13 protein-coding genes are annotated in these 16,564 nt (G+C 52.4%); 4 read left to right on the top strand and 9 right to left on the bottom strand.

The annotated features are described in order from the left end of the window. Positions 1-89: 89 nt before the first annotated feature. A complete protein-coding gene (gene arfA / locus AAIE03_RS04175) occupies positions 90-1,604 on the bottom strand; it encodes an arabinosylfuranosidase ArfA (protein WP_498562808.1) in 1,515 nt (504 codons plus the stop codon). A 41-nt stretch (positions 1,605-1,645) separates the two neighbouring features. After that, on the bottom strand, positions 1,646-3,049 hold the full coding sequence (locus AAIE03_RS04170; RefSeq protein WP_210452186.1) for a glycoside-pentoside-hexuronide (GPH):cation symporter: 1,404 nt from the start codon (positions 3,047-3,049) through the stop codon (positions 1,646-1,648). A 728-nt stretch (positions 3,050-3,777) separates the two neighbouring features. On the opposite strand from AAIE03_RS04170, the gene AAIE03_RS04165 reads away from it, so the two are divergent. Then, positions 3,778-5,031: a mechanosensitive ion channel family protein gene (locus AAIE03_RS04165; RefSeq protein WP_015699866.1), complete on the top strand. Its 1,254-nt coding sequence runs from the start codon at positions 3,778-3,780 to the stop codon at positions 5,029-5,031. A gap of 283 nt (positions 5,032-5,314) precedes the next feature. Continuing rightward, positions 5,315-5,518: a hypothetical protein gene (locus AAIE03_RS04160; RefSeq protein WP_013026476.1), complete on the top strand. Its 204-nt coding sequence runs from the start codon at positions 5,315-5,317 to the stop codon at positions 5,516-5,518. A 184-nt stretch (positions 5,519-5,702) separates the two neighbouring features. Here AAIE03_RS04160 and AAIE03_RS04155 read toward each other — a convergent pair whose 3' ends face one another. From AAIE03_RS04155 to apbE, 3 genes are all read right to left on the bottom strand, one after another. Continuing rightward, positions 5,703-7,355: a multidrug ABC transporter permease/ATP-binding protein gene (locus AAIE03_RS04155; RefSeq protein WP_019106568.1), complete on the bottom strand. Its 1,653-nt coding sequence runs from the start codon at positions 7,353-7,355 to the stop codon at positions 5,703-5,705. 84 nt (positions 7,356-7,439) lie between these two features. Next, positions 7,440-8,081, bottom strand: coding sequence for a DNA oxidative demethylase AlkB (gene alkB, locus AAIE03_RS04150; RefSeq protein ID WP_498562807.1), 642 nt, complete (start codon positions 8,079-8,081; stop codon positions 7,440-7,442). Between the two features lie 14 nt (positions 8,082-8,095). After that, on the bottom strand, positions 8,096-9,136 hold the full coding sequence (gene apbE, locus AAIE03_RS04145) for an FAD:protein FMN transferase ApbE (protein WP_029569017.1): 1,041 nt from the start codon (positions 9,134-9,136) through the stop codon (positions 8,096-8,098). A gap of 145 nt (positions 9,137-9,281) precedes the next feature. On the opposite strand from apbE, the gene AAIE03_RS04140 reads away from it, so the two are divergent. Both AAIE03_RS04140 and AAIE03_RS04135 read left to right on the top strand, forming a co-directional pair. Beyond that, complete coding sequence (locus tag AAIE03_RS04140; protein ID WP_013026480.1) at positions 9,282-9,395, top strand: hypothetical protein; 114 nt, start codon at positions 9,282-9,284, stop codon at positions 9,393-9,395. Between the two features lie 145 nt (positions 9,396-9,540). After that, complete coding sequence (locus AAIE03_RS04135; protein WP_014605391.1) at positions 9,541-9,690, top strand: hypothetical protein; 150 nt, start codon at positions 9,541-9,543, stop codon at positions 9,688-9,690. Positions 9,691-9,725: 35 nt separating this feature from the next. Here AAIE03_RS04135 and ompC read toward each other — a convergent pair whose 3' ends face one another. The 4 genes from ompC to AAIE03_RS04115 all read right to left on the bottom strand — a co-directional run bounded on the left by ompC (position 9,726) and on the right by AAIE03_RS04115 (position 16,132). Beyond that, on the bottom strand, positions 9,726-10,853 hold the full coding sequence (gene ompC, locus AAIE03_RS04130) for a porin OmpC (RefSeq protein WP_498562806.1): 1,128 nt from the start codon (positions 10,851-10,853) through the stop codon (positions 9,726-9,728). Positions 10,854-11,439: 586 nt separating this feature from the next. After that, positions 11,440-12,606 (bottom strand): beta-barrel domain-containing protein, encoded by a 1,167-nt coding sequence (locus AAIE03_RS04125; protein WP_116197290.1) that lies wholly within the window; start codon positions 12,604-12,606, stop codon positions 11,440-11,442. Further along, positions 12,603-14,750, bottom strand: a complete 2,148-nt coding sequence (locus tag AAIE03_RS04120; protein ID WP_210532089.1) for a type I secretion system permease/ATPase — start codon at positions 14,748-14,750, stop codon at positions 12,603-12,605. Before AAIE03_RS04120 ends, AAIE03_RS04125 begins: the two co-directional genes overlap by 4 nt. Before the next feature lie 26 nt (positions 14,751-14,776). After that, entirely contained in the window at positions 14,777-16,132 is a 1,356-nt protein-coding gene (locus tag AAIE03_RS04115; RefSeq protein ID WP_019106571.1) for a TolC family outer membrane protein, read from the bottom strand. Between the last annotated feature and the right edge of the window lie 432 nt (positions 16,133-16,564).

The following is a 16,564-nucleotide window of genomic DNA, read 5'->3' as shown; positions in this document are numbered from 1 at the left end:
TCAAAACCCACGCGATAGTGGGTTTTGAGTGGCTCCGCCGCTTCATCACCTTCGCCAGAAACATCCTACACTGGCGGGTTTATCCCTGTTCAGCATTGCAGATCGATCAGCACCATGTTCCAGCTAAGAGGCGGGAGCGACACCTGTTTCTGGCGACGCTGCTCATTTGTCAGCGTGCGGGGTTGCGGCACCACATTATCCGGCTGAGAGAAGGTATTTCTGGCATCCAGCGCATGGCCGGCTAACACGATATGTTGTGAGAGTATTCCCTCACCAAACGCATCCAGCATAAACCTGATGTCTGTTGCGTCATGGTCGTGTGTATTGAGCGCAAAGAAGGCAATTTGCTGCCTCTCTTCATTGTACACCGCCGCGCTTTGTACCTGCCGGGTTTCGCCATGCACCGTGTTAACGGTGGGAACGTTGGCAAAATAGCGCAGCGCGTGCCCGCGTCCATACTGGCTCACCATCTGGAAAGGCCAGAAGATGGTCTGGCGAATCACCTCGCCGCCGGGGCGGGTAAAGATGGGAGCAATCACATTGACCAACTGGGCCAGCGACGCCATTTTCACCCGGTCACAATGATTGAGTAATGAACACATCAGCCCGCCAAACGTCAGCGCGTCCAGGAAGGTATAAGACTGCTCCAGCAGGGGCGGCGCTTCCTGATAAAGGTTGTTGGGATCGATAAAGTGATCCTGCCACGGTTCGCCTTCGATTGACCAGATGTTCCATTCATCAAACGACAGCATCATCTTTTTATCGCTGCGCAGTTTGGCTTTTACATAGTCCGCCGTGGCCGTGATGGTATGAATAAAATCATCCATTCTCTGGAACGACGCTAAGAAATCCTGCGGGTTACCGGTGCTGTTTTCAAAATAATGGTGGCATGAAAGGTAATCGATCTGATGATAGAGCCCTTCCAGAACGATACGATCCCATTCCGGGTAGCTGGCCTGTAACGAGTTAGAGCTGCCACAGGCGACCAGCCTGATATCCCGGTCGACCCAGCGCATGATTTTTGCCGTTTCCCGCGCTTTTTTAACGTAATCCTCCGCGCTCAGCTGCCCGGTTTGCCACTCGCCGTCCATCTCATTACCCAGGCACCAGAGTTTAAAATTATACGGCGTTTCCCGACCATGCTGGATGCGCAGATCGCTGAGCGCAGTGCCGGACGCCAGATTACAGTATTCAATAAAGTAACCGGCCTCCTGCGGCGTACCTGTGCCGAGGTTGACGGCGATCATTGGCGTCACCGCATATTTCTCACACCAGGTGGCGAACTCATCGATGCCAAACTGGTTGCTTTCTTTCGTCAGCCACGCGTAATCCAGCCTGACCGGGCGCTCGGCTTGCGGGCCAATGCCGTCACGCCAGTTATAGCCCGAGACAAAGTTACCACCGGGATAACGTACGGTGCTAATCCCCAGATCCTGCACCAGTTCCCCCACGTCCTGCCGAAAGCCGTGTTGATCTGCCGTGGCATGCCCAGGTTCATAGATGCCGCTATAGACAGCGCGGCCAAGATGCTCAACAAAGGAGCCGTACAGGGCATCGTCCACCTGGTCGATGTAGTTTTGTTTTTGGAAAAAGTACGTAATCATTTTCTTCCCTTCTGTCTTCATAACGAATTACGGATAAAGGCTTACTCGGGATGCGTTGAGAACAGATCGTCTTCAATGGTTTTCATTTTGGCTGTGGTCAATATGTAGCGCGAACGGACCAGCCACACAGACAGCAGATAACCCACGACGGGAATCCAGACCATCAGCGCATAAATCCCGGCGATGGCGCGGCTGCTTTGCACAGCAATGTTGGCCTGATAACCGGTGACCGACAGGACAGCCCCCACAATCGCGCCGCTGACGGCCAGCGCAATTTTGAGTGAAAACAGGTTGCCAGAGGCACAGATCCCAGACAGGCGCTTGCCTGTTTTCCAGTCGCCATAGTCATCAACGTCACCGATAAACGACCACAGGATAGGCGCACCAATCTGATGAATGACTGACAGGATAAAAAACCAGCCAAACACCAGTACCACGTTCTGGGCGGGCAAAAAGAAGAACACCACTGACATCGCCAGCGCGACCGCTTTGCATGCCTGATAAACCTGAACCTTACACCACCGGTTCGTGAAAAACGGGGTAATGTAAGAGCCAAGAATACCGGCAACAATGCCGGTGCTCAGGAACAGCGTGGCGTAGTAATCGTTTAATCCCATCACGTACTTCGCAAAGTAGATACAGGCGGCGCCGCGCACAAAAGAAGGGATACAGTCCAGAAACATGGCAAAGACACAGACGACCCACTGATCGTTTTTTGTGATTTGCCGGATAATAGTGAAAATGGATTCTCCGGCATTGCTCTTGGGTGTAATGCGCTCCCGGGTGGTTGCCACACAAAAAACAAACAAAAACAGGGAAATGATGGCAAAAATGGTGATGACCCAGAAGAAACCGATTTGCCGGTTTCCGTTACCGAAAAAGGCCACCATTGGCAGTAATGTCAGCGTGCAGAACAGGCTGGCGAGCCCGGCGCCCATAAAACGGAATTGCTGACAGGACACCCGTTCTTGCGCGTTGGTAGTGATTACGCCGCCCAGCGAGCAGTAAGGAATGTTAACCCCGGAATAAAGCAGCGACAAAATCAGATAGGTAATAAAGGCATACATGACCTTTGCATGGCCCTGTAAATCCGGTGTGTAAAACATCACCATACAGCTAATGGCAAAGGGTACGGCAAAGCCTATAATCCAGGGACGAAAACGGCCCCATCGCGTCGCGGTTTTATCAATATAAGCGCCGTAAAAGGGGTCGAAAACCGCATCGGCAAATCGTACAACAAGAAAGATGGTCGCCACCACGCCCGGCGCAAGGCCAAATATATCCGTATAGAAAAACGACAAGAACATGGTTATCGGATTAAACAACATATTGCAGGCCGCATCGCCGGCGCCAAAACCGGCTTTTTCAAAAAAGCCCACTCTGCCCGAGCGCGCCGACTGAACACGACCACCGGGGTGACTGTTAGAGATAGTGTGAGTTTTCATTTTCCACCTTCCTGAAAAGAGGTGGAGATAAGCATATGTTTTTGAGGTATTTTTAACCTACAGCATGCCTCTCATAAGTCAAATCACGGCGATATCCTCCATATATTTAGCGTAAATAGCTATAAATACAGAGTGTAAAACCCGCATTTTGCAGCGCCTTTTAATCAGGCCGACAACATGTCACTAAGAAAAAAACACGCCTGAGCGACAGCAGGAACAGGTTCAATAAAATCATGAGCATCGGGAAAATATAACCTTAATTCAATGATGCTCATTTATATGCAGGGAGTTAACGCGCGCATAGCATCCCCGGTTCAATATGACGATACTGATATCTGCCTGTCCTGAATAACCGAAAGGCTAAAGACCTGTTGCCGAAACTGACCGTTATGAGGCGGCGAAAAATACCTCTGTGGCACAGTACAAAGCCGGTTACCCATGCACTGCCCAGGTGAACGCGCCAGCGCTCGCAGGACGCGTACGTGAACCTCAGCACAGGCAGTACAGTCATGGCCTGAACGAGCCAGACTTTCGTTGACTGCCCCGCTCTGCCGCCCCTGTTCACGCGTCAGACAGGCTGGCGATGCCACAGGCGTAAAGTGGCACTATGGCATGATAAATCAATTCAATTAACTTACCCCTCGCACGACGTTCAAACGCACGCTACGCTTATCGCCATTATCAGGTTTGTGATTGAATACAGACAAATTTCCAGGCATACGATTAACATGAATTATTTGAACAACATACAACACTTTATCGAGAACAAACCTGCTCTTTCCATTGCTATTAACATCGTTGTGTTGATTGTCGCGGGCCTGGTTGCGCATCTGATTTGTAAGTTTTTGGTTGTCAAAGTCGTACGTAAGGTGTTCTTCAGCAGCCATAAAAATCAGGTGCCGCTGGACAAAGACGTCAGGCTGTCTGAAAAGCTGTCTAATTTTATTCCGGTGATCACCGTCTACTTCCTGCTGCAGTTTATGCCAGACTTACCCGAGCATCTGCTGATTGCCATTAAGACCATCTGCGGCATATTGTTTATGGTCTACCTGTCGCTGTTCTTTAATGAAGTACTGGAGATTATTAATATCTCCTACGTAAAAAAGTCGAAACGTAAAAACCATTCCATTAAAGGCTATATTCAGGTCGGCAAAATTCTGGTGCATATCATTTCGGCGATTATGATCCTGGCTATCATGTCGAATAAGTCGCCAGTCATTATTATCTCCAGTCTGGGTGCGGTGGCAGCGGTGCTGATGTTGATATTTCAGCACACCTTACTGTCGCTGGTGGCGAATATACAGCTCTCTTCGAATGATGTGTTGCAGCTAGGCGACTGGATAGAGCTTCCGGTCAATAATATCAGTGGAGAGGTAGTGGATATCGCCCTTCACACCATTACTATTCGCAACTGGGACAATACTCTGTCCCGGGTTCCCACCAAAACCTTTCTGACCGAAACCTATACCAACTGGCAGGCCATGTTCTCATCCGGTGCACGCCGGATCATGCGCAGTTTCTACATTGATCAAACGTCCATAAGCTTTGTAAATCACGCCATGCTGGAGCCCATGACGCAGATTCGCGGCATTAATGAACAACTGTCCAAACTTATGGATGGTCGCGAACTGAGTGCCGTCGGCGATCGCTGGTTCGTTGAAAATGGCATGACGAATTTGATGATCTTTCGTCACTATCTCACCGCCTGGCTGGCTCAGCGAGATGATATCCATAAAGAGATGTATATCGTGGTGAGGTCAATGAAGCCGTCTTCTGAGGGGCTGCCCATTGAGATCTACTGCTTTACGTCGTCAGTGCTTTGGGTCGATTATGAACATACCCAATCGGCCATCTTCGAATACGTATATGCCATCGCTAACGTCTTTTCGCTGCGCATTTACCAGCGTCCTGCAGGCAGCGACCTGAGTTTTCTGGCTCAGGAACGTCTTCGCCCTGAGAGTGAGCATGAAGCCCAGACCTGAAAACCTCTGATTGGCCTGCTGCCTGACAGACATCAACAGGACTAAACGATTTCTGTTTGCCGGGCTGTGCTGAACAGCCCGCTGCTGATGATTGCAATATCAGACTTTCCCGATAAACTGCTAAAAAAATCACCATTATTGATATTAATTAATGAGTTAGTGATAAACCCTTAATGTCTAATGCTTCACAAAAATAACAAATAAGACAGCAGTTCATCAAACTGAAACATTTTTGTCATAAAAAACGCTTATTCTGTTTCCTCCTGAAATCGAGGGTACAGATATGATCATCCAAGCTAAAAACCTGAAGGATGCAGAAAATTTACTGCACTCAGGTATCAATAAGGTGGAGCTGGCATACGACATCGGTTGTGACGATTTCTTTCGTCTGGCAAGTCAGTGGTGCGATCGCGGTGCGCGCATCAGCAAAGGCCAACAACATTTTGTCGTTTCACTGAAAAACTTCTCCATCCCGCCAAACGATTGATTATAACAAGCTACCAACCTCACACCGCGTTACAGCAAAGCAACGTGTGATTTCAAGCGCCAACCAGACCTTTTCTAAGCCGCTCACCCTGAGCGGCTTTATCGTTTATGCATCAACCCTCTGCCCCTCTTCTGAGTGTGGTAGTCAGGCATCGGGCAGCCTCGTCAATCGCGTTCATCAGACATCATAATCCGGTATCGGTCAGCCTGACGGCATCCAGGCTGGCGTGGTCGCGAGCATGGCCGGTTAATTCGTACAGATTACCCTCGCGCATTTCCAGCAGACGATCGGCATGAATAAAGTAGTGGTCGTCGTGGCTGATGGCGAATACCGTTTTACCGGCGGCCTGTAACGCCGGCAGTAGTTCACGATAGAAAACCCGGCGGAAATGGGGATCCTGATCGGCTGCCCACTCATCCAGCAGCAGGACGTCGCGCTGTTCAGCCACGGCCAGCAGCAACGCCAGCCTTTTACTTTGCCCTTTTGACAACTGCAGATTCAGGATCTTATTCCCTTCAATCTTTAGCTTGTCCTGCATTTTAAGCTTTTCCAGCCACTGCTGAATCCGGGCGGGTGACGCCGGATCGCCTTTGCTGTCAATCAGGCGATCAAACAGATGGACATCGGTAAAGACGGCGGAAAAGTGTTTGCGCCAGCGATCGAGGTCGCCCATATCAACCGGTTTGCCATCGATTAACAGGCTGCCGGACTGAGGGCGATACAGTCCGGTGAGCAGCATGGCCAGCGTCGATTTGCCGCTCCCGTTACCGCCGATTAAAAACACCAGCTCGCCGCGCTGGAGCCGCAAGTTAACCGGTCCGACCTGGAAACCGTTATCGCCGTAGTGAAAGGTCACATCTCGCAATTCAAGCGTCTGCCAGTCGGTTTCGCCGTTAAAGGCGGGAAAGTCAGGTTCATAGGGCGCGAGATCAAAGGTATTGAGCTTGCGAAAGGCGACCTGAGCACTCAGTAGCGTAGGCAGAGCGCCGACCGCGGACAGCAGCGGCGTGCGCAAAAAAAGCAACGTCAGGGAAAAGGTGGCCGCGACGGCCGTATTGGCCCATCCCAGACTGTTAGCCATGTAAAACACCATCCCAATAGCGCCCAGCATCATGATGTTTGACCAGTTAACGGCACTGAGATGAAAGGTATCGGCACGCACAATATGGTGCCGGTAGGTGTTGGCGTCCTGCTGATAAACCGTTTCATAGATGAGTCTGGCGCGCTCACGGTTAAGCTGTAGCTCTTTACGCCCCTCGATCACCGTCTGGTAATCGCGGTAGAGATTGTCTTCGACATCGCGTAGCTTCGCCATATGCTGATAAACCCGCGACACCAGCATCCAGCCGCCGACGATGGTCACGACCAGCCAGCCGCTGGTGACCAGCAGCATTCTGGGTGACAGCCAGGCAAGATACAGCGCTGAACCGAGCGTGATAATGATGCCCTGAATTAACTCAGGCAATCGGACAAAAGCGAGGGTGATTGCCCGGACATCGCTGGTTAATCCCGCCAGCAGTTGTGCGCTACCAATCTGTTCGATGCGCTCCACGCGCGTGTCCAGGATACGCTTGATAAATTCGCCACGCATGCGCCAGACAAACTGATGGCCCAGCCAGGTCAGCGCCAGCTGTGAGGCCAGCGTTACGCCCATCAGCATCACGACCTGGAACAGAAACGCGGGCAGAACAGTCAGGGAAGTATTCACGGCGACGATCATTTCGCTATTGATAAAAGCAATCATGCCAATACCCAATGCGGCACTCAGCAGGGTGAGCAAAATTACGCCAATAAACGGCCAGCGATACTGGCAGAAAACCACATTCAACAACGCCATAAAACCTTACCAGACATGAAAATCAGCCTGCAGTTTAATGTGATGGCAAATGATAGCAATAGTTATTCGCACTTTGCGCGGGGGTTAAAAAGCCCGCCTGAATGTCAGGTTATAGCGAAAGGCGCCGGTGAGCGGATGGATGCCCGCCTTGAGCGGCAGGATGCCGTGATAGCGCAGTCGCGAAGGCCCGCCCCACACCACCACATCGCCATGTTCCAGCAAAACCCGCTGTGCATGGTCGCCCCGCTCAAAGCCACCAAACTGAAAAACCGCCGCCAGGCCCAGTGACACTGAAACGATGGGCTGGCGCAAGTCTTTTTCATCCTTGTCCTGATGCAGCGTCAGCTTAGCGCCGGGTTCGTAGCGGTTAACCAGGCAGGCATCCGGATTGAAGCCCGGGAAGCCGGCCTCTTCAGCCGACTGCTGCGCCAGCCGGCGAAACGCATCCGGCATTGCCGGCCACGGACGTTGACTGCTGCTGTCCTGTTCACTGTATCGGTAGCCGCGCGCATCTGTCGACCAGCCGAAGTCCCCACAGTTGGTCATCGCAACGGACATGCGATGTCCGCCCGGCGTGATGCGGTGCTCAAACGGATTACATTCTGCTATTGCCATCATGGCCTGATACAGATCTTCCGCCTCATCGCATGCGCGACGGCGTAAAATCACCGCGCCATCAGCCAGGGGTTCTTGCCAGGGTGAGGCATCACTAAACAGATCCAGCATAGCGGTTCTCTCAGTCAGTCAGATGGAATAATAAAAGCAGAGAACTGGGGCGACATCCAGCTGACGAAGCGATCGCCTTCCCGGGTGATTAAATACACCGCCAGTTTCTCTTTAATCGCCAGCGCTTTGGCTTTTTCAGTACCTAACACCATGAGGCCGGTGTCCCAGCCATCCGCTTCCAGCGCCGTAGTGGCAATCACGGTCGCTGACACCAGCTTATGGTCAATCGGGCGGCCAGTCGCGGGATCGATAATGTGTGAAAGACGTTTGCCGTCTAGCTCATAATAGTTTCGATAGCTGCCAGATGTGCTGATGCCGTGTCCCTGCAGGTCTACACGCGCCTGCACGGCATTTTCGCGATCGGTCGGTTTCTGAATCGCCACCCGCCATGGCTGGTTCTGCGCATTCATCCCGCGGGATAGCACAGCCCCCCCCACCGAGACCAGATAATTGTTAATCCCCTCCTGTTCCATCAGTCGCGCAAGGTGATCGGTCGCAAAACCTTCTCCCACCGTGGAGAGATCAACATACAAGCCTGGCAGATCCTTCTGTAACCACTGGCCTTCGCCTCCCTGTATGACACGTAAATGTTGTAAGCCGGTCAGGGCTTTGGCCGCGGCAATCTGGCTGTCATCCGGAATATGGTTGGGCTGCTTATCGGGGCCAAATCCCCATAAATTCACCAGCGGCCCGACCGTAATATCCATGGCGCCCGAGGTTTTTTTGCCGATACGTAGCGCAATCGTCACGATATCAGCCATGTTTTCACTCACCGGCTGAGGCGTTGTTGCACGACTCTGATTAAAACGTGACAGCACTGACGTCGGTTTCCACGTCGAGAGTTCCGCATCATCGGCATCCAGTCGTTGCTGGATGCGCTGTTGTAGTGCCGCTTTGCGTCCAGCCTCCACGCCTGCCAGGCTGACTCGCCACACCGTTCCCATCGTTTTGCCTTCCAGCACCATGGCGTCATGGGCTTTGGATGACGTGTCGTCACATCCCATTAACAATGACATTAAAGCTACAAACAGGAGATTTATCTTAAAACGCATCATTATTTATCCGTAACAGGTCATCTGTGCATATTTCAAAGCACAAACACTAAGTAAAGTAACTTAAACATGGTTGATAAAACTTATTAGGTCGATCACACTGCTACGTTCCGCTCGCTCCTGAGAGCGTCAGAATAAGGAGTCACAGATGATTTATGTAATCCTTGCCGCTGTGCTGGGCCTGTTCGTATTAGGAAGCTATAAAACATGGCAGCAACGCCGTAATCGCAACATGCCAACCACTTACCTGCGCCGTCGTTGATCGCCCCTGCACCTTTTAAGGTCATCAGCCCCCTAATTCGCGCGCCATTGTAGCAAAATCACCTGTTTTTCCGTGGCTATGAGAGCGGTTGGGCTGGCACGATTCCTGCACCAGAAACCTTAACTGTGTTGCTGAGAGGTGTGGGATGGATAAGTCGGAAACCGTGATGACTGCGATGCAAAACTGGCTGAGTTTTGCTGCGTTTACACTTTCAGGTGTGGCATTCGAGGGGGCCAGATATGGCAACGTGATCGTGCCACAGGATGATAACGAGCCGGAACACCCGGCAGATTAATAAATCAGGGAGCGCACGGGCGCTCCCTGTGACATTTAGAACTGGTACACCAGTCCTACGCCCACCACGTCATCGGTATTAATGCCGGCGGCCTTGGTAAAGTCGTTGTCATCGAGTAAGTTGATTTTATAATCAACATAGGTCGACATGTTTTTGTTGAAGTAGTAAGTCGCACCCACGTCGACATATTTCTTCAGATTCTGTTTGCCCCAGTTCTGCACATCGGTGCCGCGCGAGTTAACGTATGCCAGAGAAGGACGCAGACCAAAGTCAAATTGGTACTGTGCCACTAATTCCCAGTTATCAGCCTTGTCAGCATAGCCGTAGGCCGTGTTTGGCTGATTAGCGCTTGTGCTGTCGCCAAAGCTGATCGCGTTATAGGCGCGCGTGTACATCGCAGCCAGATAAATGTTGTTAGCATCGTATTTCAGACCACCGGTATAAGCTTCCGCTTTATCTCCGCGACCCAGAATGCCCGGCGCATTGCCATTTTGGTTGTTGGTACGATCCGACTGGAAGGTTGCCGCACCGATACCGAAACCGGAGCCCAGATCGTAGGTCGTGCTCAGACCCCAGCCGTCGCCGTTTTCACCCAGCACATCACGCCCGCCGCTTGCTTCCGTTGGGTTATCGTTTTTGCCCTGATACTGAACTGCAAAGTTCCAGCCGTCTACCAGACCGAAGAAGCCGTTGTTGCGGTAGGTCGCCATACCGTTGCCACGCTGGAACATAAAGTTGTCTGCGCCATAGGTATCGCCACCAAACTCAGGAAGAACGTCAGTCCATGCGCCAATGTCGTAAGCCACACCGTAGTTACGACCGTAGTCGAATGAACCCGCATTGCCGAATTTCAGTCCTGCAAAACCAACACGGGTGTAGCTGTTTGCCGTACCCTGTGCTTCTGAATTGTTGAGCGACGCCTGGTATTCCCACTGGCCGTAGCCGCTCAGTTGATCTGTTACCTGGGTTTCACCCTTAAAGCCAAAACGAACATAAGACTGGTCGCCGTTGGCACCGTCGTTGTCCGAGAAATAGTGCAATCCGTCAACCTTGCCGAACAGGTCTAATTTATTGCCGTCTTTATTGTAGATTTCAGCCGCATTTGCCGAGCCCGCTGCTGCCAGTAATGCCGGGATCGCCAGGGAGAGAATGTGACGCTTCATTTTTATTACCCTCTGTTATGTGCCTTTTATATTTGCCACTGCAAACCGATGGTAATATCGGTCGGCAAACCATTGTTGTTTCATAATGGGTAATAATCCATCGTAAAAATGCTACTAAATTTCCGAAAGTGTTTCATGACCTGTAAAATTTATTGCTATATGTAAATAAAGGGGAACTTATTAGCCGCACGGAGTGATAAAAAATAAAGCACAAAATGACAACCGCGTTGAAAATAATAGCTATCCGAATGATTTTAGTGGGAATAATCCTAAGCACTCAATGGTAAAACTTATTATTCGCCAGCCAATATACTTACTCCCGCTATCATCATTTATTTCTTATCTTCATTCACCCCGAATGATTTTTTTTTACCCTTATATATCGCCGGGCTTATTGCCCGGCTTTTTTTTGCCTGAACGTTGTCTGTATTGTCTTAGAGAGTTGAATAGGCGGGATAGCTGCGGGATTCTTCACCGTATTTATGGGTTTATTTTTCGCAATATACCGCCTCAACAGGTAAACTTCAGCGGCTAATTTATCACGCAGCGTAACTAAAATACGTGACGTCAGAAAACGTGGGCTATATTAGCGTTCACGCATCGATTCTTTGACTTTATTCAACGGCTTAAGCAAATAGTCCATGACAGATTTCTGCCCCGTTTTGATCTCCACATTCGCCACCATGCCCGGTACGATAGGAAAGCGTCGTCCAGCCCTGTTGGTGAGTTCTGCTTTTTGCGTACGCACATAAACCCGGTAGTAATACTGGTCGCGCTTAACTTCATCCTGCAAGGTATCAGGCGAAACGGTTTCCACCACGCCGGTTAAATCGCCGTAAATGGATGAGTCATAGGCTGTGACTTTCACCACGGCTGCCAGCCCGGGCCGGATATAGGCGATATCACGGGGATTGATACGGGTTTCAATCAGTAACTGATCTTCCAGGGGGACGATTTCCATCATTTTTCCGCCGGGTTCGAGCACACCACCTACCGTGGTGACCTGAATATCTTTAACGATGCCGCGCACGGGTGAATAGAGCGTGGCGCGCGTCAGCTGATCCTCTTTGCCTGCGGCTACCTGTAGCTGGGCGTCGAGTTCAGCATTGTTTTTTACCTGCTCCTCATGAGCGCGGACCAGATAGTCGTTACGCGCCTCGTCGATTTTTCCACGCAGATCGCTGACCTGCCGGCGCAGGCGAATCACTTCAACCTGCCCCGCCGCGCCTTTTGCCACCAGCGGTTCAGTTAACCGCAGCTCATCCTGTACCAGCCGCAAAGACTGTTGCAGGTTGTTGATGGTCTCGGTGAGGTTACGCCGACGCGATTCATACAGCTGTCTCTCACGCGCCACCAGCTGCGGCTCTTTTTGCGTCTCAGCACTGAATTTAAGTGGAATCCCCGACAGTTCAGCGTTGAGCCGTTCCGATGAAGCACGCAGCGTGCGAACTCTGGCCTGTACTTCACCAAAGTTGGACTGAAACCGGGTTGGGTCCAGCGTGGCCAGTATCTGGCCCTTTTCTACAATATCGCCTTCGTGCACGTTGAGCTGCTTAACGATGCCACCGTCCAGGCTGTCAATGACCTGGGCGCGCGTAGATGGCGTAACCTTACCGGTCCCGACGGTTACCTCATCAAGAATGGCAAAGTGCGCCCAGATCAGGAAAAAGGCCAGCGCCGCCGTACACAACCAGATGATCGCGGAGGTGCGCCGCTCGTGTCTGGCAAGGTCTTTATCGATGAGCACACTCATACCGCACCTCCCTGTGTCGCTTCCGGGACGTTCTGAGTGGCGCGCCGCAATATCTGCTCTTTCGCACCGTCGGCAATAATGCGCCCGTTATCCATCACGACAATGCGATCGACCATCTTCAGCAGCGCGGGGCGATGCGTCACCAGAATCAACGTGCGTCCACTGATCCAGCCCTGCATTTGACGGATGACATGCTCTTCAAGCTGCTCATCCATGGCGGCCGTTGGCTCATCCAGCAGCACCACCTGCGGCTGGCGCAGGATCATTCGACTGAGCATGATCATCTGCCGCTGTCCACCTGACAGCCCTCGCCCCCCTTCATTGATCACGCGATCCAGACTGGCCGCATCCTGCTGGACCAGCGACAGCGCGCCACTAATCCGTAACGCCTGCAGCATTTCCTGTTCGCTGGCGTGGGGATTGCCGAGCAGCAGATTCTGCCTGAGCGTGCCAAAAAACAGCCGCGAATCATGGGACAGCCAGCCAAGCTGGCGGCGCAAATCGGTTGGATCGATATGTGCCATATCCACGCCGTCCACCAGCACTTTTCCCTGGCTGGCCTGCGCCTGGCCCGCCAGTATTTTTAACAGGGTCGATTTGCCCGCGCCCACCTTCCCCAGAATGGCTATTTTCTCTCCAGGCTTAATGTTCAACTGCTGCACGTTGAGCACGTTTTTTTCGTTCTCTTCGTCGTAGGTATAGTGCACGTTGCGCAGTTCAAAGTGGCCGGTCAGGGTCGGACAGTGCGCCATGGTGGCCGACTCGGGTTTATCGAGCGGTTTTTTTAGCAGCTCATCCAGCCCTTTCATCGCGGTTTTGGCGTGCTGCCAACGAGAAAACACCATGGTCAGCTGCATGAGTGGCGCGATGGTGCGCGAAGAGAGCAGGCTACAGGCCACCAGCGTACCGGTGGTGATTTGTGAATCCAGTACCAGATAAACCCCGAACACCAGCATGCCCGCGTAGGTCAGTTGCTGCACGGTGGAGGCCCAGCCGGTCAGCCTGGCGCCCCACAGACGTTGCTGATTGCCAATCGAGGCGCTGACCTCGTGGGTTTGCTCCCACTGGCGTTGAAAGTAAGGCTCGGCCTGCAGCGCTTTGATATCCTCAATGCCTTCTATCGTCTCGACCAGCACGGCATTCCGCAGCGCGCCTTCGCGCAGCCCGGCTTTTGCCAGACGCGCCATAGGGAACTGCACTAACATCCCCGGAATAATAATGAGCGGAATAGCAGCCAGCGGAATCAGCACCAGCCAGCCGCCGATAAACGACATGATAAACAGGAACAGAATGACAAAGGGTAAGTCTGCGGCAGCGCCGACGGTGGTTGAGGTCAGTAACTCACGAACCTGATCGATTTCACGCAGCTGGGAGATGAAAGAGCCAGTGGATTTAGGCCGTGACTCATTGCGAATATTCATCGCCCGGGCAAACAGCATGGCGGACACTTTCAGATCGATGCGTTTCCCCATCAGGTCAGAAACCTGCGTTCGCATCAGGCGAATCAGATATTCAATGGCGGCGGCAATGAGCACGCCGACAAACAGCACCCACAACGTCGCCTCGGACTGCGCCGGGATAACCCTGTCGTACACCTGCATTGAGAAAAGAATACCGGCGAGTGCCAGGACGTTACTGATTACCGATGCCAGAGATATTTCGCCGATTCGCCGGCCCATGCCGCGAAAGTTTTTCCAGAACCAGTGTGGTTCATAGGGCTGCACGAATTCATCAATGCGGGCATCTCTTCCGCGCGCGGCCACGCCAATCACGCCAATGTCCCCCTGCGCTCTGGAGAGCAGGCTTGCCAGCTCACCTTCCCGAATGACATCGCCGCCTTCACTAAGCCAGTAGCGCGCCCCGCCCTTGCCATCGATTTCTTCCAGCACGGCGACGCTGTTATTTTCCATCACCAGCACCACGGGCGTGATGTCCTGCCGCCAACGCAATTGGTTCTGCGGCACCATGGTTAAATGGAGACCCAGCAGCCCGCACAGGCGATCCCGCTGCTGCGCCACCGGCAGGTGTTCAAACCAGCGCATTTGCTGGCGAAGCGTTTTGCGCTCTGCAGGCTTACCGAAGCGTGCCGCCACGCGCAACATCGCAGCAATCCAGTTATCGGTCGTCGGGTTTTGTGCACTCATTGTTCGCGCCTTTTAAAACGGGTTGGCTATTGCAAAGAAGGAAGAAGATCACCGCTGTTTTTTTGACGATCGATACCCATGATGTCGAGCAGGTTATCGACGGCAGCGGCGTAACGGACGGTGGCATCCCACCCGTCATAAAGCGCAGTGATTCGCGCGCTGTCGGCCTGAAACACGTCCTGCTCAACGCTAAGCAGATCGTTCAGGCTGCGTTTACTGAGCCGGTACTCATCGGCATACACGTTGCGCGTATGTTCAGCGCTGGCTAACTGCGCCTCTCCCGCCAGTTGACGCTGCTGAGCACCGATCATATCGGCGTAAGATGTGGAGGCGTTTTGATTAATCGTGAGTTTGGCTTGCTGTACCGCAGCCTGGGCGGCCAGCCGATCGCCCTCCGCTGACTGGGTTTTGGCATTGACGAGACCGCCCTGATAGAGCGGCGCTTCTACCTGAAGCTGGACTTCATCGTCCCAGTATGAGCGGGTATCGTTTTCGTAACGCGTCCGGCCAGCCTGAACCTTGATGCTGGGCCAGTGACCCGATTGCGCCTGACGGACCCGTTCGCGGGCGGCTTCCTGTTTGTATTGCGCACTGCGCACCGATGCGCTGTTTTCATAGGCGATTTTGTCCAGGGTAATTTGCTGTTGTAACAGCGCCTGGGGCAGCTCAGGCAGTGTGGCAGGCACCACGCCAGTCAGGACGGTAAGCTGCGCGTTGGCAGAACGCAGTTGGGCCAGATACTGTTCACGCGTGGCATGCATGGCGGCGATACGGGTTTCGGCCTGCAGCACATCTGACTGAGAGTTGAGCCCGGCATCTGCACGCATTTTGGCAATGTCACGTACGTGCTCCAGCGAGGCGATATTCGTCTGTGCCGTGGCGGCGAGTGCCTGATAACGTTTGACTTCCAGATAAGACTGTAAGGCCTCTTTAGCCACCTGCGTCATGGCGTCAAATAACCCGAAGCGGTAGGCATCTGACAGGGCATGCTGCTCGTCAATGGCACCGTTAGTGCGGCCAAAGTCATATAACAGCTGGCTGAGGGTGATTCCGCCGGACCCATTGTTATTCAGACTGCCAGATGAGTCGGTTTGATGTGAGCGCCCCGCGGCCCCCTGAAGCGATATCTGGGGATACCAGGCGCTTTGCGCGGCACTCAGATCGCCTTCACCAATATGAATCTGCGCCGCCGCCTCGGAAATTTTTGGGTTGCGTGCGAAGGCTCGAAGGATGGCTTCCCGCAGGGTCAAAATGGCGACCTGCTCTTCGCTGGGTGCTGCGCGCCAGTTGAACTCCGCTTTCGGTAAGGGGGCGGCAAATGCCGCGGGCAGGACCAGGCCATTCAGGACGTAAAAAAACAGGGCTAAACGCGCTTTGTTCATTATTCATACCAACAGGTTTTCTTATGATCATTCGATGACGTCCTGGTGATTTCAGTATGTAAAAAAAGCAAGGGCACGATAAGCATCACGCATTTTATTGTTAATTTATTTAATGCGTTCAGTAAAGACCGCTAAGCGCGAGTTACTATTAATAGTACATACAGAGAAAGTGGTCATGTTAAAAATCACCAATTATCAAATATATTTACTGAAAGGCGATTTTTTAAACAGACACAATTCCCTGCCACTACTTAAGATAAAATTAACGACATCGATTTTAAAAAAGTCATATTGCTTACCATTGAGTCACGAGCGGCCGTCAGTCGGAACGCTGCACTCTCAGGTCCTGGAAGGTCTCGTGATTGTGATTAATGAAGCGGTTGTCAGGCAAGGCGGCATCAAAAGGCGACGATTACGCTTCCTGTCGAACCG

The sequence above is a fragment of the Pantoea sp. Ae19-2 genome, assembly GCF_059801205.1.
This window is presented reverse-complemented; position numbering and strand designations above follow the sequence as displayed.